Source organism: Methanocalculus pumilus (genome assembly GCF_055382585.1).
Window position 1 is genome coordinate 55,165 of record NZ_AP042393.1, and the last position, 19,416, is coordinate 74,580.

The following is a 19,416-nucleotide window of genomic DNA, read 5'->3' on the forward strand; positions in this document are numbered from 1 at the left end:
CCAAATGCGAGAAGACAGATATTCCACCGATAAATACACTCTATTTTTTATATTCCGTCAGATAAGAGGGATCAGGGGGAGAATATCACCGGATAGAAGAAAAGAAGAGAGAGACAGGAGGATCAGGAGGAGCGAAAAGATCACAGTCGCACCCCGCACAGCAGCGATCACGCATCTTCCCCCCTCTTCAAGGGAGTGGAGAGAGTCCCCGATCCGGTATCCATCCGGCTTATCAAACACAATCCCGCAGCCGCCCGCAACGAGCGCCATCGGAATGCCGCCATTAAAACCCGGCCTCTTCTTTGCATCCCGTCTGAGAATAGAAAGAGCTGCTCTCCCCCGGCCCCGGAGGCAAAACCATACCATAAGGAGAAAGCCGGCGATCCGTGCAGGGATATAGGAGAGCACGTCATCTGCACGGGCAGAGAACCAGCCGATTGCCTCCCGTTCATCCCGGTACCCGAGCATCGCATCCATTGTGTTGGCTGCACGGTACATTGCGGCTCCGGGGAGGCCGAGAACTGCAAACCAGAAGAGAGGGGCAATGATTGAGTCGACAAGGTTCTCGGAAACCGATTCATATGCAGCAGACCGGACCTGCTCATCGGTGAGTGTGGCAGTCTTCCGGGATACCATCATCGAGACAGCAGATCTCCCGGCATCAGGATCTGATCTGAGCCCCTCTTCCACCGAGAATGCATGTTCTTCGAGGGATCTCCATGCAAAGGTACTCTTCAGGAGAAACGGTGCTGCGAGCAGGTAGAACCACCATATTTCATATCCCCTCACCAGCTGATCAAAGAGAAGGAACGGGAGCGTGAAGAGGAGGATCGTCACCAGCCAGAAGAGGCAGCCGGCGATGCGATGGAGACGTCGCCGGTATGCTGACGGCCGCCCCCACCATGCGACAAAACGTCCAAGGAGGGCAACCGGATGGTACGGGGTATGCGGATCCCCGATACAACGGTCAATGAGAAGGGCCGCTACCAGGATGGTTCCGGAGAGCGGCATGCGGTGACGACCCCAATCAGGAGAAGAAGTATAATAAAAACGGTGACGAATGCATCAACCGGTGCAAGCGTGGCACCACGGAAGGAGAGCCAGACGAGATAGGTGATGCAGGCGATGATACAGGGGATCAGGGTGAGCATATGAGGCATATTCCTTGTTACCTGCTCCTCTTCCATCACCTCTTCATCATCCTCAGGAATACAAACCGGGCATGCCTTGCTCACCACGACCTTCATCCGGGTTGTTCTGGCGCCATATCCGGTGATGAATTCAAGATCAAAGACACCATCCCCTGAAGAATCGCGTATCGGTATACTGTACTCAATATCACCATCCACGTAGAGATTTTCATGGAGGAAATCGGTAAAGCCATGCCCGTTCTGTGTCCGTATCGTGGCATGGGTTGGAGAGCCATAATTTTTCAATCGAATGGACAGGTCGCTGCCTGCATCCACCGGGGCTTCACGTGCGGAGAGTTCGATGGTATTGACCCCCCGGCGGTTCAGATGCACATCAACGACAGTCATTCGATCAGAGACTCCTATTCGGTTGCCGACTCAGGAGGGAGGAGGTTTGGTATTCCCTCATGGATCGGATAGTCAAGCTGGCAGGCTTCACACCTGAGGCTTCCTTCGATGATCTCTTCTTCATTCTCCTCGGTCACTGTCAGGATGATATCGCCTTTGCAGACCGGGCAGCAGAGAATATCCATCAGCCATCGCTTCATCGTTTCGTCCTCAGATCTATAATTTGTGAAAGTTCCGGCCCGGTTGAGATGATAGTCACTGGGCTTCCAACATCTTCCTCTACCTGCCGGATGAAAACCTTTGCGGTCTCTGTAAGCTGATCGTACTCTGTGACTCCAAAACAGGCGGGATCAACCCGATCGATACCGGTGATCGCAACCTGGGTGCAGCCATTGATCATGGCAGAATATCTTGCCATCTGGCCATCCCAGTTCCCGATCCGCCGCTCCCTGTGGGTGACAGTCCCATACTCAACAATCCCCATCTCATGGGATTTGTCAAAGCTCATCTCGGTTGAGAAGGGTCCTTCGCCGACCCGTGTCGGGAATGCCTTGAAGACGACGATCACATCATCAATCTGTGTCGGCCCGACCCCGCAGTCTGCTGCAATCTGGGATGCAGAGGTATCTTTGCTTGTGACATACGGGTAGGTTCCAAAGTAAAGTGAGATCCCAAAACCCTGGGTTCCTTCAAGGATGACGTTTTCACCGTTCTTAATTGCGACATTCACCTTCTCTGCAACATCGACGATATAGGGGGCGAGTTCAGGGAGGTCTTTTGCCTGCCGGGATATCCTGAGTACCCGGTCGGCATTTGCCGGCCCACACCCGGATCCGGTGCTCCCAATCTTCTTTGAGAGATGCTCGCTCTCCCTGTCGCGGGTAATATGCTCCTCTTCAATGACCCCGCACCGTCCATCGATATAGATCCTGCCGGATGCCCCGACCAGATCAACCTCATGCAGAAAGACTCTTGGATCAACAAGGACACCAGACCCGATACAGAGATCGGCTTTTTCGTAGACGAAACCGGATGGAACCATCCGGACACCATATTCCTTATCTCCCACTAAAACAGTGTGGCCGGCGTTTGGCCCGACGCCACCACGGGAGATGATAGTCGGGTGATCCTGATGGGCGATGTGGGCAACGATCTTACCTTTCCCCTCATCGCCAAAAAAGCCACCAACAATAATTGTACAGGGCATAGACGTATCAGTACATGTCTGTTGAGGTAGCTGATAAAATAGTTCCCCACAGAAAATAATCGCGACAGTGGTTTTTCTCATCCAATAAGAAAACATCAAGAACGAGCCGGGACATACACTAGACACAGATGACTCTATCAAAGAGGGCCCAAAGACCAGAACCTGAGGAGAAGTCCCTCATCAGCCGGTTCAGAGAGAGCGATCATCCGGCGGTTTCACTTGCCCGTGATCTCCTCTGGGTTGCATGTGTTGTCGGAGGTGTGGCACTCATCCTCTTTCTGGCATCCGGAACATGGCCGGCAGTAGTGGCTGTAGAATCCGGGAGCATGCTCCCCGAGATGCAGATCGGCGATCTCGTCTTTGTTGTTGCACCTGACCGGTTTGGATCTCTGATCACCGCAGAAGAGGGGGTGGCGTCCGGGCATAGCTCATTTGGCCATCCTGGCGATGTCATCGTCTTCAGGCCAAATGGATATGATAGTATCCACCCGATCATCCACCGTGCTCTGGTTAGGATCGATGCAGAGGTCGCAGAAAATGAACTTGCGTTTCAGAATCCGCATGGCGGCATCATCACAAAAGGCGACAACAACCAGGTGATCGATCAGGTGACAACACACCCCGGTATCGGCAGAATCGAGCCCGTCAGGGATGAATGGATCATCGGCAAGGCGGTATTTTCCATTCCGCTGGTTGGCTATCTCCCATTGCATATTGTTGAATTTGCGATACTCATCATCGCGATTATTATTATACAGGAATTGATCGCCTCAAGGCGGAGAGAGAATAACTAAAAGGTAAAATCATGATTTGGACGAACCAACTGCTTGATGACTGCCTGGGCGGCCACCGGCTTTCTTATGAGGAGGGGCTCCATCTGCTGAAGGCAACCGGTCGGGATATTTTTACCATCTGCTGCGCAGCAGACGAGCTCCGGGAGGAGAAGGTCGGCGATGTCGTCACCTATGTCAGAAACCAGAATATCCATATCACCAATATCTGCAAAAACCTCTGCGGGTTCTGTGCATTCGGGCGGAGAAAGAGCGATCCTGACGCCTTCTTTGATGACCCGGACCGCATCCGGCAGAAGGTGAAACTCGCCCTCTCCCGGGATATCACCGAGATCTGCCTCCTCTCGGGTGTCCACCCGGATTACACGATGGAGAGTTATGCAGAGATTATACAGACCGTCCATGATGAGGCGCCAGGTATTGATATTCATACAGCCAGCCCGGATGAGGTCGCCTATATCGCCGGAAAAAGTGGAATTTCTACCCGCGAGGCACTTGGGCGGCTGAAGGATGCAGGACTTGGAACCCTTCAGGGAACCGCGGCAGAGATACTCGTTGACAGCGTACGAAAAGTGATCTGCCCGGCAAAGGTCGATACAGCCACATGGGTCAAAATCATCAAAGAGGCACATAGTATCGGGATGAGAAGTACATCAACGATCATGTACGGATCTTCTGAAACCCCGGCCGATCGGATCACCCATCTGGACATTCTGCGATCGATACAGGACGAGACCGGGGGTTTCACCGAGCTTGTCCCTCTCTCCTACCTCCACCAGAATACAAAGCTCTATGAGAAAGGACTTGCACCAGCCGGCGCAACAGGCAGGGAAGATCTCCTGATGATCGCCGTTTCACGGCTCTTCCTTGATAACTTCGATCATATCCAGGTTCCATGGGGGAAATTCGGGATCAAGCTCACCCAGATCGCTCTCGCATCAGGCGGGGACGATCTCGGCGGGACGATGTTTTCTGATGATGTCTCGGTTGAAGCAGGAGGGGCAGAGGCCGGATACCTTGATCCAAAGACGATGGAGAGGATATCAACAGATATCGGACGGCGTCTCCTCCAGAGGACGACAAAATACAATATCATCTGATTTTTCCTTTTATAAAAATGAAAAGGAGGAGAAAGGGGATTTGTACATGCCCGCACGGCACAGGATATAGTGGCTGGTGTGGAAGGTGGCGTGCCCCGGTGCAACCAAATGACTGTCCGGGTAGTTATCGATTGACGCGTATTTCGATCGATTGAGAGGTGTGTAGCCGGACACTATGGAATGAATGTCTGAACCTTTGAATTCTTGAGGGCGGCTGCACCCGGGGCAGGACGCACGCCTTCATCTGGATGGATGGGCGATACCGGAATCCATGGGATTCACGGTTGTCCATTACTACAAATGTCAATTGAGAATATAAATATTTCTCTCAATGCTCGGCATTAATGCTAATTTTGATGCACAGCAATGTCGAAATACATTTATCCGAAACAGGCAATACCTACTATGATGCATTCGTACCCCGCGGAAATGAGCCGGATCACCGAACTCCTCAGGAGCAATCCGCGCGGAATGTCCGTCGGCGAGATCGCCTCTTCTCTTGGTATCAACCGCAATACCGCTGCACGGTACCTCGATATGCTCCTTGTTGCAGGGCAGGTTGATAAACGGACATTTGGGAAGGCAAAAGTCTACTTCCTCTCCCAGCGGGTACCGATACACGCGATGCTCAACAGCTCCTCGGACCTGGTCATGATACTGGATGCTGAAGGGCGGATCATCCAGGCAAACGATCAGATCCTCACCTTCTGCAGAACTACCCGTGAGGAGACGATCGGATTTCCCCTGGAAGAGACCAGGCTTGCCATCTTCTCCCACCCGGATCTTATGGCTAAGATCAATGATCCCGGGAGAAAGAGCGGATCAGGAGAGGTGATCCGGCTGATGAGAGGTACAGACGAACACTTCTTCCGCCAGAAGATCATCCAGACCGTCTTTGATAACGGGGGACCCGGCATTACGATCATCCTTGAAGAGATCACCGACCAGGTCAGGGCTGAGGAGAAACTCAGGCAGAGTGAAGAGATGTTCCGGACACTCGTCTCCGATATCAGTGACGTGATCTGGGCAGCCGATGAGAAAGGGGCGATCACCTACATCAGTCCCCGTGCAGAGACGGTCTGCGGCCTCTCCCCTGATGAGATGATCGGGTGCCGTTTTACCGACTTTATGAAAGATGATGAGAAGAAGCGCTTTCTCCGAACGATACAACCATCCATATCTGCCCGATCTGCATGGCCGCTTGTCGAATGCAGCTTTCTGAAGCCGGATGGTGAAGCAATCGCAATTGAGCTCTCTGGAAACCCGATCATCATCCATGATGCAGACGGCCATCCGGTACTCCTCGGGTACCGGGGTGCATTTCGGAATGTATCAGAGAGGAACCGTGCTGTCAAGCATGTCCGTCAGTGGAAGGATTTTCTCACATCAATTGTTGAGAATATCCCCGATGTGGTAGCTGTTGAAGAGCTGGATGAACATACGCTCGTCTTCTTTAATCATGCGGCAGAAGAGTTTATCGGGTTTCCCCGTGAGTTCCTTGCGGGCAAGAAACCCGATCGTATCTTTCCTGAAGAATTTGCCGCTTTCTGGGCAGAGACAACCAGGGAAGTCGAAGCAACACATAAGAGCCTGCTTGCAATACAGCAGTTCTCACGAAATCAAGGTTCAGAACCACGGATGATCCAGACGAAGAAGATACCAATCTTCTCAAGTACCGGGCAGATGCGGTATGTCCTCTCCATTATAACCGATATCACCGACGAGAAGGTACCGGACATTATCTCTCCAGATACTTCAGGTATCCAGAAATAAATGAGAAGGAACAAATTTCACACACCCTCAGAATTATCCATCTCCATGCTCTTCTCATCATATGCCCTTTCCTTCTGATGCTTGTGGAGAGGATAGGAAGAAAGCCTCCAGAATGTTTTTACTCCAGAAGAACGAAGTTCAATCATTATTAACAAAGAGAGGATTGATCCGGTATACCATGAGGCAAAACCAAAATATGGCACTCAAGCGGATGCCTCATTCCGGGATCAAGAGTATCTGTTTCTCGATGAGTGCTTTGAATCCTCCCCGCAATGTATCCTCATTCTGGAAAATGGAACGATTTCACGGGCAAATGCTGCCTCAGGAGAATTCTTCGGGATAGCATCTGATAAGCTGATCGGGAGAAGACCAGCGGATCTCTCCCCTGCCATGCAACCGGGTGAAGAGTCCTCTGTTGAACAAATGAAGATAATGCTCTCTCAGCTGGAACGGGGACCAATAAAATTTGGGTGGATATATACGGCTGCCGGAGGGATCGAGAGAAAGACAGAGGTGATCTTAACACCGATTAAGATCGGGGAACGAAATCGGATTATGGCGATTATTACGATCATAGCAGCAGAAAGCCCACGACTTTAGTCGTGGGATGAATGCGTCAATGCCGAACCACAAACAATATCTATTATCCGCTCATATAATTATATAGATGGCAAAAGAGCGGTGGACGCACTCAGATACAACGGTATACAACATCGGATACCATATCATATGGTGCCCGAAATATCGACGTAGAGTCCTCGAATCTCCGGTATCTGACAGGTTAGAAGTTCTTCTCAGGGAGAAGGCAGATGAGATCGGAGTTGTCATCGAAACAATGGAAATAATGCCCGATCACCTCCATTTGTTTGTCAAAACAAAACCTACTGCAAGTCCACACTGGATCGTACAGCAGTTCAAAAGATATACATCAAGGACACTCCGCCAGGAGTTCGAGATATTGAGAACTCGTTTGCCGTCATTGTGGACTCGTAGCTACTATGTTGAATCATGCGGACACATCTCTGAAGATGTTGTGAAAAAATATATCGAAGACCAGAAGCGGAATTAACATGATCTTAACCTACAAACTCCGGCACAACCGCGATTTCAGCGATGAATTAAAGAAAGCGTTTGCTGTAGCGGAGTTTTCAGTTAGAAATCCGAAATGCCGTTCGTCCGCTGCGGTCAAAGAGATTGGATTAAAATCAGCCCTCTCAAACCAGATCCTCAAGAAGTATGGAAGCCAGAAGACAATCAAACGGGTACGGAACGTCAATCTGGTTGTACCGGGACAGTCAATCAAAGTGGATCGAGATGCTCGAACAATCCGGGTTGTCCCGTTGAAATTGACTCTCAACTACCAGTTTCCAGAGTTCGAGAAGGTTAATCAGATCGAGATTGATGCCGAATACGCCTATGTGTCCTGTACCGTCATGGAAGAACCGGAGATGATGCCCAGACAGTTTATCGGGGTTGATCGGAACACCACGGGGCATGTGGCGGTAGTAGCGAATCCTGATACCGGGAAGATCGAGAAACTTGGTAAGAAGGCACTCCACACGCACCGGAAATACTCCGCGATCCGAAAACGCCTTCAGAAACAAGGAAAGTTCCGCAGACTGAAAGTGATCAAAGATCGTGAGTCCCGTATCGTCAAGGATCTGAACCATAAAATTAGCCGCAAGGTTGTCGATATGGCAAAAGATCAAGACGCAGCACTCGTATTTGAGGATCTGGACGGTATCCGCAAGACGAGGAAACAACACCGTTCGTTCAAATACGCCCTGCACAGTTGGTCGTTTTATCAACTACAACAGTTTGTAGAATACAAAGCCAAGCTGCTCGGCGTTCCTGTCCTCTACATTGATCCAGCATACACCTCGCAAGATTGCTCTCGGTGTGATGGAAGAGGTCAACGGCGAGGAAAGGAGTTTAAGTGTCCGGTCTGCGGGCACGTTGATCATGCTGATGTGAATGCGGCATTCAATATCGCACTCCGTCAAAAAAGCATGATTGATCATGTACAGAAAGAGATGTACACGATGGGAGCACTGATACCCCACGACGCAATGCTTGAAGAATGCCTAAGCAACGTCAGAACCCCACGACTTTAGTCGTGGGAGTATGTCAGAGATATTACCCCCCTTATTGATGCACAAAAGAAAGTTGCTTCCTAGTACCGCCTCCTCCAGATGACCAACACCGTAATCCTCGCGATGCATACCGAAGAGAAGATTGAGGATGCGCTCGCTGTTGCAGCGGACGAACTTCATGCACTCTTTGAGAATACACTCATTGCCATCTATACCACCCGCCCCGATGCGGGCAAAGCGCATCTTGCAGTCAGCAGGGGGAGTCTGCCCGGCTGCCCGGTACGTAGAGTGCATATCTGCCTTCCCACAACAAAAGAACCATATACTACGGTATACAAGAGGGGAGAGCCCATCTTCTGCGAGATCCGTGACAAAGAGGCATCGGGCATCATCGGTATCGGGGAGGTCACTGATCTGAACTTTCCGACTGCTGTTGGGATCATCCCGCTCATATCTGACGAGACGGTTCACGGTTCAATCAATCTCTTCTCAGAGGGAAGGGAGGGGTTTGATTCAGATGAACAGTCCCTCCTGATAAGCATCGGGAGAGAGATAGGCGGTGCCATCCGGTCAGGAATGATGCGGGATGAACTGAAGACGGCAAACGATCTGGCACATCTCTTCCTTGATATTCTCGTCCATGATGTCAATAATGCCCATATGATCATTGGGGGAGGCCTTGAACTCCTGAAGGATGCGGATGACGAGGAGAGGGAGAGATATATAGGTATTATCAGATCCGCACTCGACACCGCAGCGGAGATCCATCGGAATGTGATGATGATCCGATCGATCCGCGAGGGAGGAGATGAGAGCCAGAGGCCGATCCCACTCGATCCTGTTATTCAAAGGGCGATTCCGGTAGGGGTTGATATCCGGTTTACACCATCTGGTGCAGTCGTCTATGCAGATGAGCTTCTCTCCGGGATCTTCTTTAATCTCTTCAGTAATGTGATGAAATACGGAGGAGACGGCTCAATGATCGGAGTTTCTGTCAGAGAAGAAGAAGATGAGGTGATTGTCACTATTGAAGACAACGGACCAGGGATTTCGGATGCAGAGAAAGAACAGCTCTTTACCAGGAACCTGAGGATCGGATCAAAGAAGAAGGGGCTTGGAATAGGGCTCTATATCTGCATGACACTGGCTGAGCGGTATGGTGGATCTATCCGGGTAACTGACAGGATTGCCGGAAGGCAGGAGGAGGGATCGGCATTCATCCTGACACTCCGCCGGGCCAGGGATACCGGCCTCACATGACCCGCAATCTTGTTGAAGAGCCCCGCTTCCTCCCCATCACCGGGAAGGAGAAAGAGAAACTCGGGATCGATTCTTTTGACATCATCATCGTCTCAGGCGATGCATATGTGGATCATCCCTCTTTTGCCGCTGCGATCCTCGGCCGGAACCTCTGGTCAGCCGGGTATACCGTCGGGATCATCCCGCAGCCGGACTGGCAAAAGGACGAGGATTTCCTGGCACTCGGCACCCCCCGGCTCTTCTTTGCCGTATCTGCCGGAAATGTCGACTCGATGGTGAATGCGCAGACCCCGAATAAAAAACGCCGACAGAAGGACGCCTATTCGCCCGGGGGGAGATTGAAAAGGCCCGATCGAGCGACGATCGTCTACACGAACAAACTCAGGTCACTCTTCCGGAACACCCCGATTGTGATCGGGGGGATCGAGGCGAGCCTCAGACGGTTTGCACACTATGATTTCTGGTCGGATTCAGTGAGGCAGTCCATACTGGCAGATGCCCCGGCAGACCTGCTCGTCTATGGGATGGGTGAGCGAACCCTGCGGCTGATCGCCGATCGGATGAGTGCAGGGGATCCGATCCGATCCATCCGGGATATCCCCGGCACCTGCCAGACGATGCCGGTTTCTGAATGGAAGATCTCCGAGCAGGAGGGTTTTGTGATTCTTCCGGGTTATCCGGAGGTGAGGGAGAGTACAGTTTGGTATGCAGAAGCATTTGCCGCCCATGCCAGGGAACAGGACCCGGTTAAGGGGCGTGCAGTAGCCCAGCCACATCCAAAGACGGTCGTTATCCAGAATCCCCCGGCTATGCCCCCCGATACAGCAGAGCTGGATGCCATCTACGATCATCCGTTTGCACGCGCCGCCCATCCCCTGTACAGGGAGCCGATACCTGCACTTGAGCCGGTCCGGTTCTCGGTCATCAGTCACCGTGGCTGTTTTGGAGACTGCTCCTTCTGTGCACTCGCCCATCACCAGGGGAGGATCGTCTCAAGCCGGAGCGAGGAGTCGATTGCAAATGAGGTGGATCGGATCAGCAGGATGAAAGCGTTCCGGGGCACGATCCAGGATGTCGGAGGGCCGTCTGCGAATATGTACGGCCTCTCCTGCAACCTCTGGAAGACTGCCGGCACATGCCCTGACCGATCCTGCGGGCCGGACTGCAAAAGCCTCTCAACCGATCATGGCGCACTGGTATCACTCCTTAAGCGGCTCCGGGAGATGCCGGGGATAAAACACGTCTTCTGTGGCTCCGGAGTGCGGTTCGATCTCGCGCTTGCCGATCGATCCGGGTATATCCGGGAGCTTGTCCACCACCATGTCTCAGGCCAGCTGAAGGTTGCACCCGAGCATATCAGCCCGCATGTTCTGGAACTGATGAACAAGCCCGGCATATCAGCTTTCGAAGAGTTCAGAAGGGTCTTTCATGAGAACCAGCCTGAAGAGAAGAAGAAACAGTACCTGATCCCCTACTGGATCAGCTCACACCCGGGATGTACCATTCCTGATATGATCGATCTGGCCTGCTACATCAAAAGAACGGGGCTTGCTCCCGAGCAGGTGCAGGACTTCACCCCCACACCGATGACCAGATCAACAACCATGTACCATACCGGAATCGATCCAAAGACGATGAAGAAGGTGCATATCCCGAAAGAGAGGGAGAGAACAATCCAGCGGGCTTTCCTCAGGTTCATGGATCCGGAGAATGCCCCGCTTGTCAGGGAAGGGCTGTTCCGCTCTAAACGGGGAGATCTGATCGGCCATGGTACGGATGCACTCGTTCCTCCTGGGAAAAGAGAAACTGCATTATCAGGGAAGCGCTATAGATCATTATATGAACCGGATTCTATTCGCCGCGATCATGATCGCAGCCCTTCTCGTACCAGGCGGAGCCGCCCTTGAAGCAGTGACCGGCGAGACGATCACACTCGCTGGTTCTGCCCCCGGAGCCACAACCATCTACCTCTATGTGACCGGGCCAAACCTCGATTCCGCCGGAGTCACCCTGCATAACCCTTCATTGAGAGCAGCCGATGGCCAGTTTACCACCGCTAAAGTCTCCTCATCTGGGAGATGGGAATACAAATGGAATACCGCCGGGACTGGTCTTGATGCCGGAACCTACACCGTTTATGCGGTCGACCGGGCAGTGGACAGGCGCAATCTCCGGGATGCGTCATACAAGATCATTCCGGTGACGCTCAGAACCGGCGGGATCACCGCATCCTTTGCATCAGAAGAGCGGGGATCACTCCAGGTGACGGTTGAACCATATGGCTCACGCGTTGAGATTGATGGTGAATATGCCGGAGAGACGCCGCTTGGTATCTCCCTTCCTGTCGGAGGATATGCAGTTGACATCTCGCATGAGGGCTACCATCCGTTTGGGATGAATGTAATGATCTATGAGGGTTATACCACCTCGATCGAACAGACGCTCAGGCAGATTGAGGCACCAACACCCCTGCCAATAGAAACCATTCCAGAGACACCTGAAGCATCAGGATGGGTTCCTGCACTCATTGGAGCTGCACTCTGTATAGGATATAGACAAAGGCATTAGCCCTGCTGGGCATCAGCAAAGAAGCTGTCAAGAAGCCGTTTCATGTCAAGCCAGAGGAGGAGGCGTTCAGTCTCTTCTTCATAGCCTTCTTTTGGTATTTTGATTATACCACGAAGATAATCCGCTACCCTGTCACCGTACCCCTCGCAGGAGAGATCGATATCAGATTCCGGAACATGCATCACCGAGTGGACATCATCAACGATCATGCCGACATTTGAGCCCTGGGAGGCATCGGGAATAAGGACGATGATCTTCCGTTCACCATCGCTCTGATCGGCGATGGAGAGGAGGTGGTTTAATGAGAGAATGGTTGTGATCTCACCACGGAGGTTCATAATCCCCTTGATATAAGGGGGGGTGCGTGGAATCTCTGTGATTGGTTTCATCTCGACGATCTCACGGACAAGCTGGATATCGAGTGCATAGTGCTCCCCTCCAAGCTCAAATTCCACAATTTCGATATCATCCATTCTTCAATCACCTGCCTCAACATCTGGAAAAGCCAGAAGATACAGTCCGTATTGGATGTATGTACGCCATCCATCTCTTATAAATTGATCCCGGGGAGATCAAATCCGTTAATTATATATATGCATATTTCGTTTCGTATATCGGGATTTCCCATGCTAATGATGCGTTTGATTGTAATGGCTGTAATTACTACACTGCTCTTTGCAGCCATACCCGCCTCCGCCCAGCTCGGCGGGGATGTCGGGATTATTTCTGTCACTTCGGATCCAACCGGAGCTGATGTAAACCTGGATGGACATTATGAAGGAACAACACCGGTTGAGATCAAAGTATATACCACCGGCACACCGCCCGGATCGATCATCGTCTCGAAAGATGGTTACAAGGCAAAAACCGTCTCTGCACCACACCCTTCAGCGGGACAGACCGAATACGTCCATGTGACACTTGAGCAGATCGCACCGACACCAACACCGGTTCAGGACGGGTATTTCTCTATTGACTCAAGTCCCCATGGTGCAACGGTCCGGGTAGACGGCCATTATGTCGGATCGACACCGGTGACCACCCGGGTGACCGCCGGGACGACACACCGTGTTCAGGTGGAATATCCGGGATATGATGCATACTCTGCTGTCTATACCGCATATTCCGGGCAGACCACCGATATCTATGCAAGCCTCTCACCCACCCCCCAGACAACAGGGTACCTGACGGTCACCTCAAGCCCTTCCGGAGCCGATGTCTATGTTGACGGTTCATACCGCGGGTACACACCGATGACTGTCGGTAATCTCGTCGTCGGGGCTCACACCCTCGAACTCAGGCTCTCAGGATACCAGAAATCCACACAAACAGTGCAGATCTATTCCGGCCAGACAACAACCAAGAATGTTGTCCTATCCCCAAGCACCCCAACAACCGGCTCGGTTTCAGTCCAGTCGTACCCCTCGGGCGCATCGATCTACCTTGATGGTAACTTCCAGGGCAACACCTATCCGAACGATTACTTTGATATCGTCGGGGTTTCAACCGGAACCCACTCGCTCATGCTGAGAAAGCCCGGGTACTATGACTACACCACATCTATCTCGGTCACCGGCGGCGGGATCAAATATGTCAGCGGAACACTGACACCACAGACTGCTCCGGCAACAACCGGCAAGGCAAATGTCATGTCAGGGCCATCCGGCGCCGAAGTGTATGTTGACAACCTATTCCGCGGCTATTCTCCGGTACTGGTACCGGATCTCGCTGCGGGAACCCACTCGATCACCCTGAAGATGTCAGGATACAGTGACTGGATGAGTTCATTTGAAGTGACATCCGGACAGACAACGCCAGTATCTGCAACTCTCACCCCGCAGCCGGCACCACCGGCACCGACACCCTCAGGCAGCCTTCCGTTTGCTGTTATCGGAGCAGTCGGACTTCTTGGAGTTCTCCTCTTTGTTGCAAAGCGGAGATAACCAATACGAACCTTTTTTTCCAATCAGGTACAATCTGCCGGACTGAGACAGATGGTACCACCAGTTGATGATCGATCAGATACAGTCCGATCGATCATGACACCGATCTCACAAACGATTTTGCCTGATACTCCAATACGCGATCTCATCGAATTAGGTTCGGTTGAAGGGTGTGGGGATATTCCGGTAACGACACCGGAGGGAGGGTTCCTTGGGATCATCACCCCCCTTGATCTGATCGGATCCATTCTGCCGACAGTCGGGATACGGGGATCAGGATCTACACGATGCATCACCTGCCACCTGAAGAAGGAGGGGGCAACCGCAAGGGATCTGATGAGCAGGGAGCATATTACCATTCATGAAGATGATTCTATCCTGAATGCAATGCAGTTAATGCAACGTAACCGGCATGGTGATCTCATTGTCGTTGACCCTCAAAACAGAGTGGTAGGGCGAATTGAAATCTGCCGGATTATACAGCATCTTCGGATCTCCGGAGAGCTTTGAATCCTATCCTGAAGAAGAAGGGAGCGATCAATACCGTCGCTATCACCATGACCGTCACTGTCGTGTAGAGTGCCGCGGTGATGATTCCGGCAGAGAGTGCAATCGTTGCAACGACAAGCGCCACCTCTCCACGTGGACAGAGTCCTATACCGACGATGAGAGCACTTACGGAATCGGGGAGAAATGGCCTGGATCCGATATAGCCGCCGATGATCTTTCCTGAGAAAGCAACCAGAACAAGCGGAAGAAGAAGGGGATCAAGGAATGTTTCAGCAGAGAGCGTCAGCGAAAGGCCGATTGATGCGAAGAAGATGGTGATAAGAAATCCAAGCCCCAGATCCGAGAGGCTCCCCTCTATCGTTCGATCAGGCCGAATCCGATCACTCAGTGCAAGCCCTGCAAAAAAGGCACCGATAGCAAGATGAAGGCCGATAATATGGCTTACGGCAGCAGAGGAAAAAGCGATGATGAGACTCGCCGAATACGCAGTCTCATGAGAGGCATGCCGCCGCACCTTTGCATACAACCGCCCGAGGATACGACGGCCTCCGGTCACCATGAAGGTGAGGAAGATGAGACCCAGTATGGCAGTGCCGGCAACCGAGGCAAACCCGCCGCCAAGGGCAAAGGCTGAAAGCGTTGCAAGCAGGAGAATACCAATCAGATCATCAATGACGGCGCTTGTGATGATGATACTTCCAATCGGGGACGAGAGGGCATGTTCATCAACAAGTGCCCGGACTGATATCCCGATTGAGGTGATGGCAAGCGCGATCCCGAGGAAGACAGAGGTGATCAGATCCATCCCAATGAGGTATCCAAGACCGAAACCTGAAGCGAACGGGATAGCAACACCAAAGAGAGCGGTTAATGTGCCGGCTTTTTCTGCTGAGGCGAGGTTCTTGAGATCGGTCTCAATGCCAGAGAGGAAGAGGAGGACGATCAGCCCGAGATCCGATAAGGCTCCAATCACCTCGTTTGGCTCGATGATTCCCAGAAGTGAGGGGCCGAGGATCAGGCCGGCTGTGATCTCGCCGACGAGTGCGGGATATCCGGCCCGCTCGACAAGTTCTCCTGAAGCTTTTGCAACAAGAAGAAGGATCAGGATCTCAAGCACCACAAACATTCGTATTCTGCCATCTCCGGGATAAGGTAAAAAGCCTTGCCGACCTATTCCGGAGTAGCTATGACAGGGAGGCATATATCCGGGCAGGATGCGTATTCGATCCTCTCCGAATACGGCATACCGGTACCACAGGACGATCTGGCGAGAGACGAAGACGAAGCGGCTTCTATCGCCCAAAGGATCGGGTATCCGGTTGTACTGAAGATCGAGTCCCCGGATATCCTCCATAAGAGCGATGTTGGTGGGGTTCTGCTCGGAATCACGGATGAAAGGGAACTCAGAGAGGGATATGCCGGGCTGATCGAAAGGGCAGTGGATCTCCGGCCGGATGCTGAGATCACCGGGGTGCGGATCGAGGAGGAGGCGGCACCGGGACTCGAGATCCTGATCGGGGGAGCAACCGATCCGGCATTTGGAAAGACGATCACCTGCGGGCTCGGGGGAAAACTCGTGGAGATACTCAGGGATACTTCGATCCGGGTCCTCCCGGTAGGGAGGGATGAGATCAGGTCTATGATCCGGGAGATCAAAGGGTATCGGCTGATACAGGGGTTCCGTGATGAGCCTCCACGGGACGAGGAGGCGCTTATCGATGTGATCGCGGCAGCAGCTGATCTCTTCCTCGATCACCCTGAGTTCACCGAATTTGATATCAACCCCCTTATCCTCTATGAGGATGGCTGTATCGCAGTTGATGCCCGGTTCATTGAAGGGGAGCAGCACGGGCAGGAGGAGAGGGCTCTTTTGCCACTTGATCCCGCTATACTGAAGCCCCGGTCAATTGCGGTCATCGGCGCAAGCCCTGACCAGAGGAAGATCGGCTATACAATCACAAGAAATCTCCTCTCATTTCAGGGATCGCTCTATCCGGTGAACCCCAGACATGAAGAGATCCTCGGGAGGAAGGCATATCAGAAGGTCACAGATATTCCTGAAGCGGTTGATATGGCAGTGATTGCGGTGCCGGCGCAGGTGGTGCCGTCGATCATCTCGGATTGTGCCCTAAAGAATGTCAGAACTGCGGTCATCATCTCATTTGGGTTCCGGGAGTCCGGAGAGGAGGGAAGACAGCTCGAAGAGGAGATCGTCAGCATTGCGAGAAAGAACGGGCTTCGGATCATCGGGCCAAACAGCCTCGGGATCATGGTGCCACCCGAACAGATCAATACAACCTTCAGTAACAATTCTGCAAACCCCGGGCCTTTTGGATTCATCTCACAGAGCGGGGCATTGATCACAACGATTGTGGACTGGAGCATTCAGGAGGAGATCGGGTTTTCTGCTATTATCAGTGCCGGAAACCAGTCAGATATCAGTTTTGTCGATTACATCGATCTCCTCGCACAGGATGAGAATACCTCTGTGATCATTCTCTATATCGAGGAGATACGCGAAGGTAAACGTTTCCTTGAGACAGTCTCCCGGATATCAAAAGAGAAACCGGTGGTGGCGATCAAGGCCGGGAGATCCCGGATCGGGAGGGCAGCAGCGGCATCCCATACCGGATCCCTTGCCGGGGACTACCAGACCTATCGTGCGGCATTTCGGCAGGGAGGAGTGGTACCTGCCGACTCGATCAGATCCGCGTTCCAGATCGGGACAATACTCTCAGGGCAGGGCTATCCACGAGGGAACCGGGCAGTTGTCGTGACGAGTGCAGGTGGTTTTGCTGTCCTCTCATCAGATTATGCAGAGAGAAACAGAATCGATCTCGTCATGCTCCCGGACGGGGTGCGTGCCGAGATGGATACAATCCTCCCGCCGGGATGGAGTGGCAGAAACCCGATCGATATGATAGGGGATTCGACCACAGGACGGTTTGCAAAGGCCTTTGATATTCTCCTGAAGAACCAGGATTTCTGGGATTGCGCAATCATCATTTCAGCTCCGACCGCAATAGCAGACCCAAAGCAGCTTGCACTTGAGATCGTCCGGTTTTCAGAGCATACAGCAAATATGGTGGTTGCTGCCCTTCCCGGAGGGGATTCGGTGAAGCCCGGCTTTCCGGTACTCAGGAGAGGCAGGGTACCGGTCTTCAATGAGATCGAGGATCTCTTCCGGGCTGTCGGGGAGATCCTGATGGCAACAAAACAGAACTTATTCAGTGGTGAAGCGGGGAGATGAGTGCGTGCGGCAGATCCTCTTTACTGGTGACCACAACAGATGATCGCTCCAGCATCAGGTTCACATGCTCGTTATGACCGGTTTTCCTGAAATCTGTCCTGAGCGAGATGACCGGTTTTCCGTTTGCATACGCATACCCCATCTCCCATGCAGTGCCTGAATCGGCATCGGCACCATCAACAATGGCAACCACCCAGTCAGCTGCTTTCAATGCCTGGCAATGAGAGGTGAAGATCTCCTCCATCGCATCATGATCCCGTGACGCCGAGTCATCACCTGCCTCCTGGGGAAGATAGACCTCAAAGCAGTGGGTTGCAAGCAGATCCCTGATCAATTCATTATACTTTCGTTCCGCTTCTGTAAAGAGGGGGGCGGCAAGGTACACACGGTACCGGGCAAAATCAAACGCATCAATAGCCGGGATTTCCGGGAAACGGGAGAGAAAAACACCGCGGTGATTTACTTTTTCTTCAGGGCTGTACCAGGTGGTGTTCACGCCGCAGGCAGGGGAAGAATCTGCCCCGATGATGCAGAGCGGCTCCCCCCGCTGGAGAATGATCTGTCGCACCTCAATCTCAAGCCGGTCAATTAAGAGTTCGAATTCCGGGGTATTCAGCCGCTCTGTAAATGTCCCGGGAACACGATTCTTTCCGAGATAGAGTGTCTCTGCGCAGGGGAGCGGAACAACCTCTAGCCCGAATGCCGAGCACCGTTTCAGGCATGCAGCATATGCCCTGAGATCCTCATCCTGTGTGATCCCCTCAGCCCGAAGTGAGGGATCGAGGATACAGGGTGCAACCATCACATACATAGTGTCAGTATTGGTACTGATCATTGATGGATTGATCGCGGTGCTTGATGTGATATGAAGCGCAAGATAGTACTGTCATGATACCTCTCATCTCGTACCGCGACAACACCTGTGATCCCAGGAAGTGTACCATTAAGCGACTTGAGCGGTATGGGTTTGTCAGGGTTCTCCCATCTTTCCGGCAGGTGCCAAAGGGAACGCTCCTCCTTGACCCTACCGCCGGGGTTGTCATCTCACCAGCTGATAGGAGATGGGTCCGTTCGATCACCGCCCTCGACTGTTCATGGGAGGTGCTTGAACGGGAAGAGCTCTCGATCTTCCGGGGGCGGAGGGCGCTTCCGTTCCTTGTCGCAGCAAACCCGGTCAATTTCGGAAAACCCTTTATCCTCTCATCAGTCGAGGCACTTGCCGCTGCATTGATCATCCTCGGGGAGCGCGATCAGGCAGAGCTGATCCTCTCAAAAGTGCCGTTTGGTATCCGGTTCCTCGAGGTGAATGCGGAGCCGCTTGCAGAGTATGCAGCAGCGGTCGATAGTGCAGGAGTACTTTCTGTGCAGGCTGAGTACCTCTGA

The 19,416-nt window shown here is 52.5% G+C and carries 20 protein-coding genes; 13 read left to right on the forward strand and 7 right to left on the reverse strand.

Features of this window, described 5'->3' with window-relative positions:
* Positions 1-57: 57 nt before the first annotated feature.
* Genes cbiB through ACZ44I_RS00325 form a run of 4 tightly spaced genes read right to left on the reverse strand, consistent with a single transcriptional unit; the run spans position 58 to position 2,745 of the window.
* Positions 58-1,011 carry an adenosylcobinamide-phosphate synthase CbiB gene (cbiB, locus tag ACZ44I_RS00310; RefSeq protein WP_464549785.1) on the reverse strand — a complete coding sequence of 318 codons (954 nt, stop codon included), beginning with the start codon at positions 1,009-1,011 and terminating at the stop codon, positions 58-60.
* The gene (locus ACZ44I_RS00315) at positions 984-1,538 is read right to left on the reverse strand and encodes a DUF7524 family protein (protein WP_464549783.1); all 555 of its coding nucleotides are present in this window, start codon (positions 1,536-1,538) and stop codon (positions 984-986) included. Before ACZ44I_RS00315 ends, cbiB begins: the two co-directional genes overlap by 28 nt.
* A gap of 14 nt (positions 1,539-1,552) precedes the next feature.
* The gene (locus ACZ44I_RS00320; RefSeq protein WP_464549781.1) at positions 1,553-1,738 is read right to left on the reverse strand and encodes a methytransferase partner Trm112; all 186 of its coding nucleotides are present in this window, start codon (positions 1,736-1,738) and stop codon (positions 1,553-1,555) included.
* A complete protein-coding gene (locus ACZ44I_RS00325) occupies positions 1,735-2,745 on the reverse strand; it encodes an adenylosuccinate synthetase (protein WP_464549779.1) in 1,011 nt (336 codons plus the stop codon). Before ACZ44I_RS00325 ends, ACZ44I_RS00320 begins: the two co-directional genes overlap by 4 nt.
* A gap of 128 nt (positions 2,746-2,873) precedes the next feature.
* Between ACZ44I_RS00325 and ACZ44I_RS00330 the strand changes: the two genes are divergently transcribed.
* From ACZ44I_RS00330 to ACZ44I_RS00370, 9 genes are all read left to right on the forward strand, one after another.
* Entirely contained in the window at positions 2,874-3,539 is a 666-nt protein-coding gene (locus ACZ44I_RS00330) for a S24/S26 family peptidase (RefSeq protein ID WP_464549777.1), read from the forward strand.
* 11 nt (positions 3,540-3,550) lie between these two features.
* Positions 3,551-4,636: a 5-amino-6-(D-ribitylamino)uracil--L-tyrosine 4-hydroxyphenyl transferase CofH gene (gene cofH / locus ACZ44I_RS00335; RefSeq protein WP_464549775.1), complete on the forward strand. Its 1,086-nt coding sequence runs from the start codon at positions 3,551-3,553 to the stop codon at positions 4,634-4,636.
* A 366-nt stretch (positions 4,637-5,002) separates the two neighbouring features.
* Entirely contained in the window at positions 5,003-6,409 is a 1,407-nt protein-coding gene (locus tag ACZ44I_RS00340; RefSeq protein WP_464576550.1) for a PAS domain S-box protein, read from the forward strand.
* Between the two features lie 300 nt (positions 6,410-6,709).
* The gene (locus tag ACZ44I_RS00345; RefSeq protein ID WP_464576626.1) at positions 6,710-7,009 is read left to right on the forward strand and encodes a PAS domain-containing protein; all 300 of its coding nucleotides are present in this window, start codon (positions 6,710-6,712) and stop codon (positions 7,007-7,009) included.
* A 67-nt stretch (positions 7,010-7,076) separates the two neighbouring features.
* Positions 7,077-7,478, forward strand: coding sequence for an IS200/IS605 family transposase (gene tnpA, locus ACZ44I_RS00350; RefSeq protein ID WP_464549771.1), 402 nt, complete (start codon positions 7,077-7,079; stop codon positions 7,476-7,478).
* 1 nt (position 7,479) lies between these two features.
* Positions 7,480-8,523 (forward strand): RNA-guided endonuclease InsQ/TnpB family protein, encoded by a 1,044-nt coding sequence (locus ACZ44I_RS00355; protein ID WP_464549769.1) that lies wholly within the window; start codon positions 7,480-7,482, stop codon positions 8,521-8,523.
* A 78-nt stretch (positions 8,524-8,601) separates the two neighbouring features.
* A complete protein-coding gene (locus tag ACZ44I_RS00360) occupies positions 8,602-9,762 on the forward strand; it encodes a sensor histidine kinase (protein ID WP_464549767.1) in 1,161 nt (386 codons plus the stop codon).
* A complete protein-coding gene (locus ACZ44I_RS00365; RefSeq protein ID WP_464549765.1) occupies positions 9,759-11,669 on the forward strand; it encodes a YgiQ family radical SAM protein in 1,911 nt (636 codons plus the stop codon). The genes ACZ44I_RS00360 and ACZ44I_RS00365 overlap by 4 nt, the downstream gene beginning before the upstream one ends.
* Positions 11,602-12,330, forward strand: coding sequence for a PEGA domain-containing protein (locus ACZ44I_RS00370; RefSeq protein ID WP_464549763.1), 729 nt, complete (start codon positions 11,602-11,604; stop codon positions 12,328-12,330). Before ACZ44I_RS00365 ends, ACZ44I_RS00370 begins: the two co-directional genes overlap by 68 nt.
* On the opposite strand, the gene ACZ44I_RS00375 is transcribed toward ACZ44I_RS00370, so the two are convergent.
* Entirely contained in the window at positions 12,327-12,803 is a 477-nt protein-coding gene (locus tag ACZ44I_RS00375; RefSeq protein WP_464549761.1) for a chemotaxis protein CheW, read from the reverse strand. The two genes, ACZ44I_RS00370 and ACZ44I_RS00375, sit on opposite strands and share 4 nt — an antisense overlap.
* Positions 12,804-12,980: 177 nt before the next feature.
* Between ACZ44I_RS00375 and ACZ44I_RS00380 the strand changes: the two genes are divergently transcribed.
* Entirely contained in the window at positions 12,981-14,273 is a 1,293-nt protein-coding gene (locus ACZ44I_RS00380; RefSeq protein WP_464551677.1) for a PEGA domain-containing protein, read from the forward strand.
* A 51-nt stretch (positions 14,274-14,324) separates the two neighbouring features.
* Positions 14,325-14,783 carry a CBS domain-containing protein gene (locus ACZ44I_RS00385; protein WP_464549759.1) on the forward strand — a complete coding sequence of 153 codons (459 nt, stop codon included), beginning with the start codon at positions 14,325-14,327 and terminating at the stop codon, positions 14,781-14,783.
* Here the strand turns inward: ACZ44I_RS00385 and ACZ44I_RS00390 are convergent.
* Positions 14,749-15,909 carry a cation:proton antiporter gene (locus ACZ44I_RS00390; protein WP_464549757.1) on the reverse strand — a complete coding sequence of 387 codons (1,161 nt, stop codon included), beginning with the start codon at positions 15,907-15,909 and terminating at the stop codon, positions 14,749-14,751. The two genes, ACZ44I_RS00385 and ACZ44I_RS00390, sit on opposite strands and share 35 nt — an antisense overlap.
* 60 nt (positions 15,910-15,969) lie before the next feature.
* On the opposite strand from ACZ44I_RS00390, the gene ACZ44I_RS00395 reads away from it, so the two are divergent.
* Positions 15,970-18,033 (forward strand): acetate--CoA ligase family protein, encoded by a 2,064-nt coding sequence (locus tag ACZ44I_RS00395; RefSeq protein WP_464549755.1) that lies wholly within the window; start codon positions 15,970-15,972, stop codon positions 18,031-18,033.
* Here the strand turns inward: ACZ44I_RS00395 and ACZ44I_RS00400 are convergent.
* Complete coding sequence (locus tag ACZ44I_RS00400; RefSeq protein WP_464549753.1) at positions 18,011-18,868, reverse strand: nucleoside 2-deoxyribosyltransferase; 858 nt, start codon at positions 18,866-18,868, stop codon at positions 18,011-18,013. The two genes, ACZ44I_RS00395 and ACZ44I_RS00400, sit on opposite strands and share 23 nt — an antisense overlap.
* 53 nt (positions 18,869-18,921) lie before the next feature.
* On the opposite strand from ACZ44I_RS00400, the gene ACZ44I_RS00405 reads away from it, so the two are divergent.
* Positions 18,922-19,416, forward strand: a complete 495-nt coding sequence (locus tag ACZ44I_RS00405; protein WP_464549751.1) for a DUF367 family protein — start codon at positions 18,922-18,924, stop codon at positions 19,414-19,416.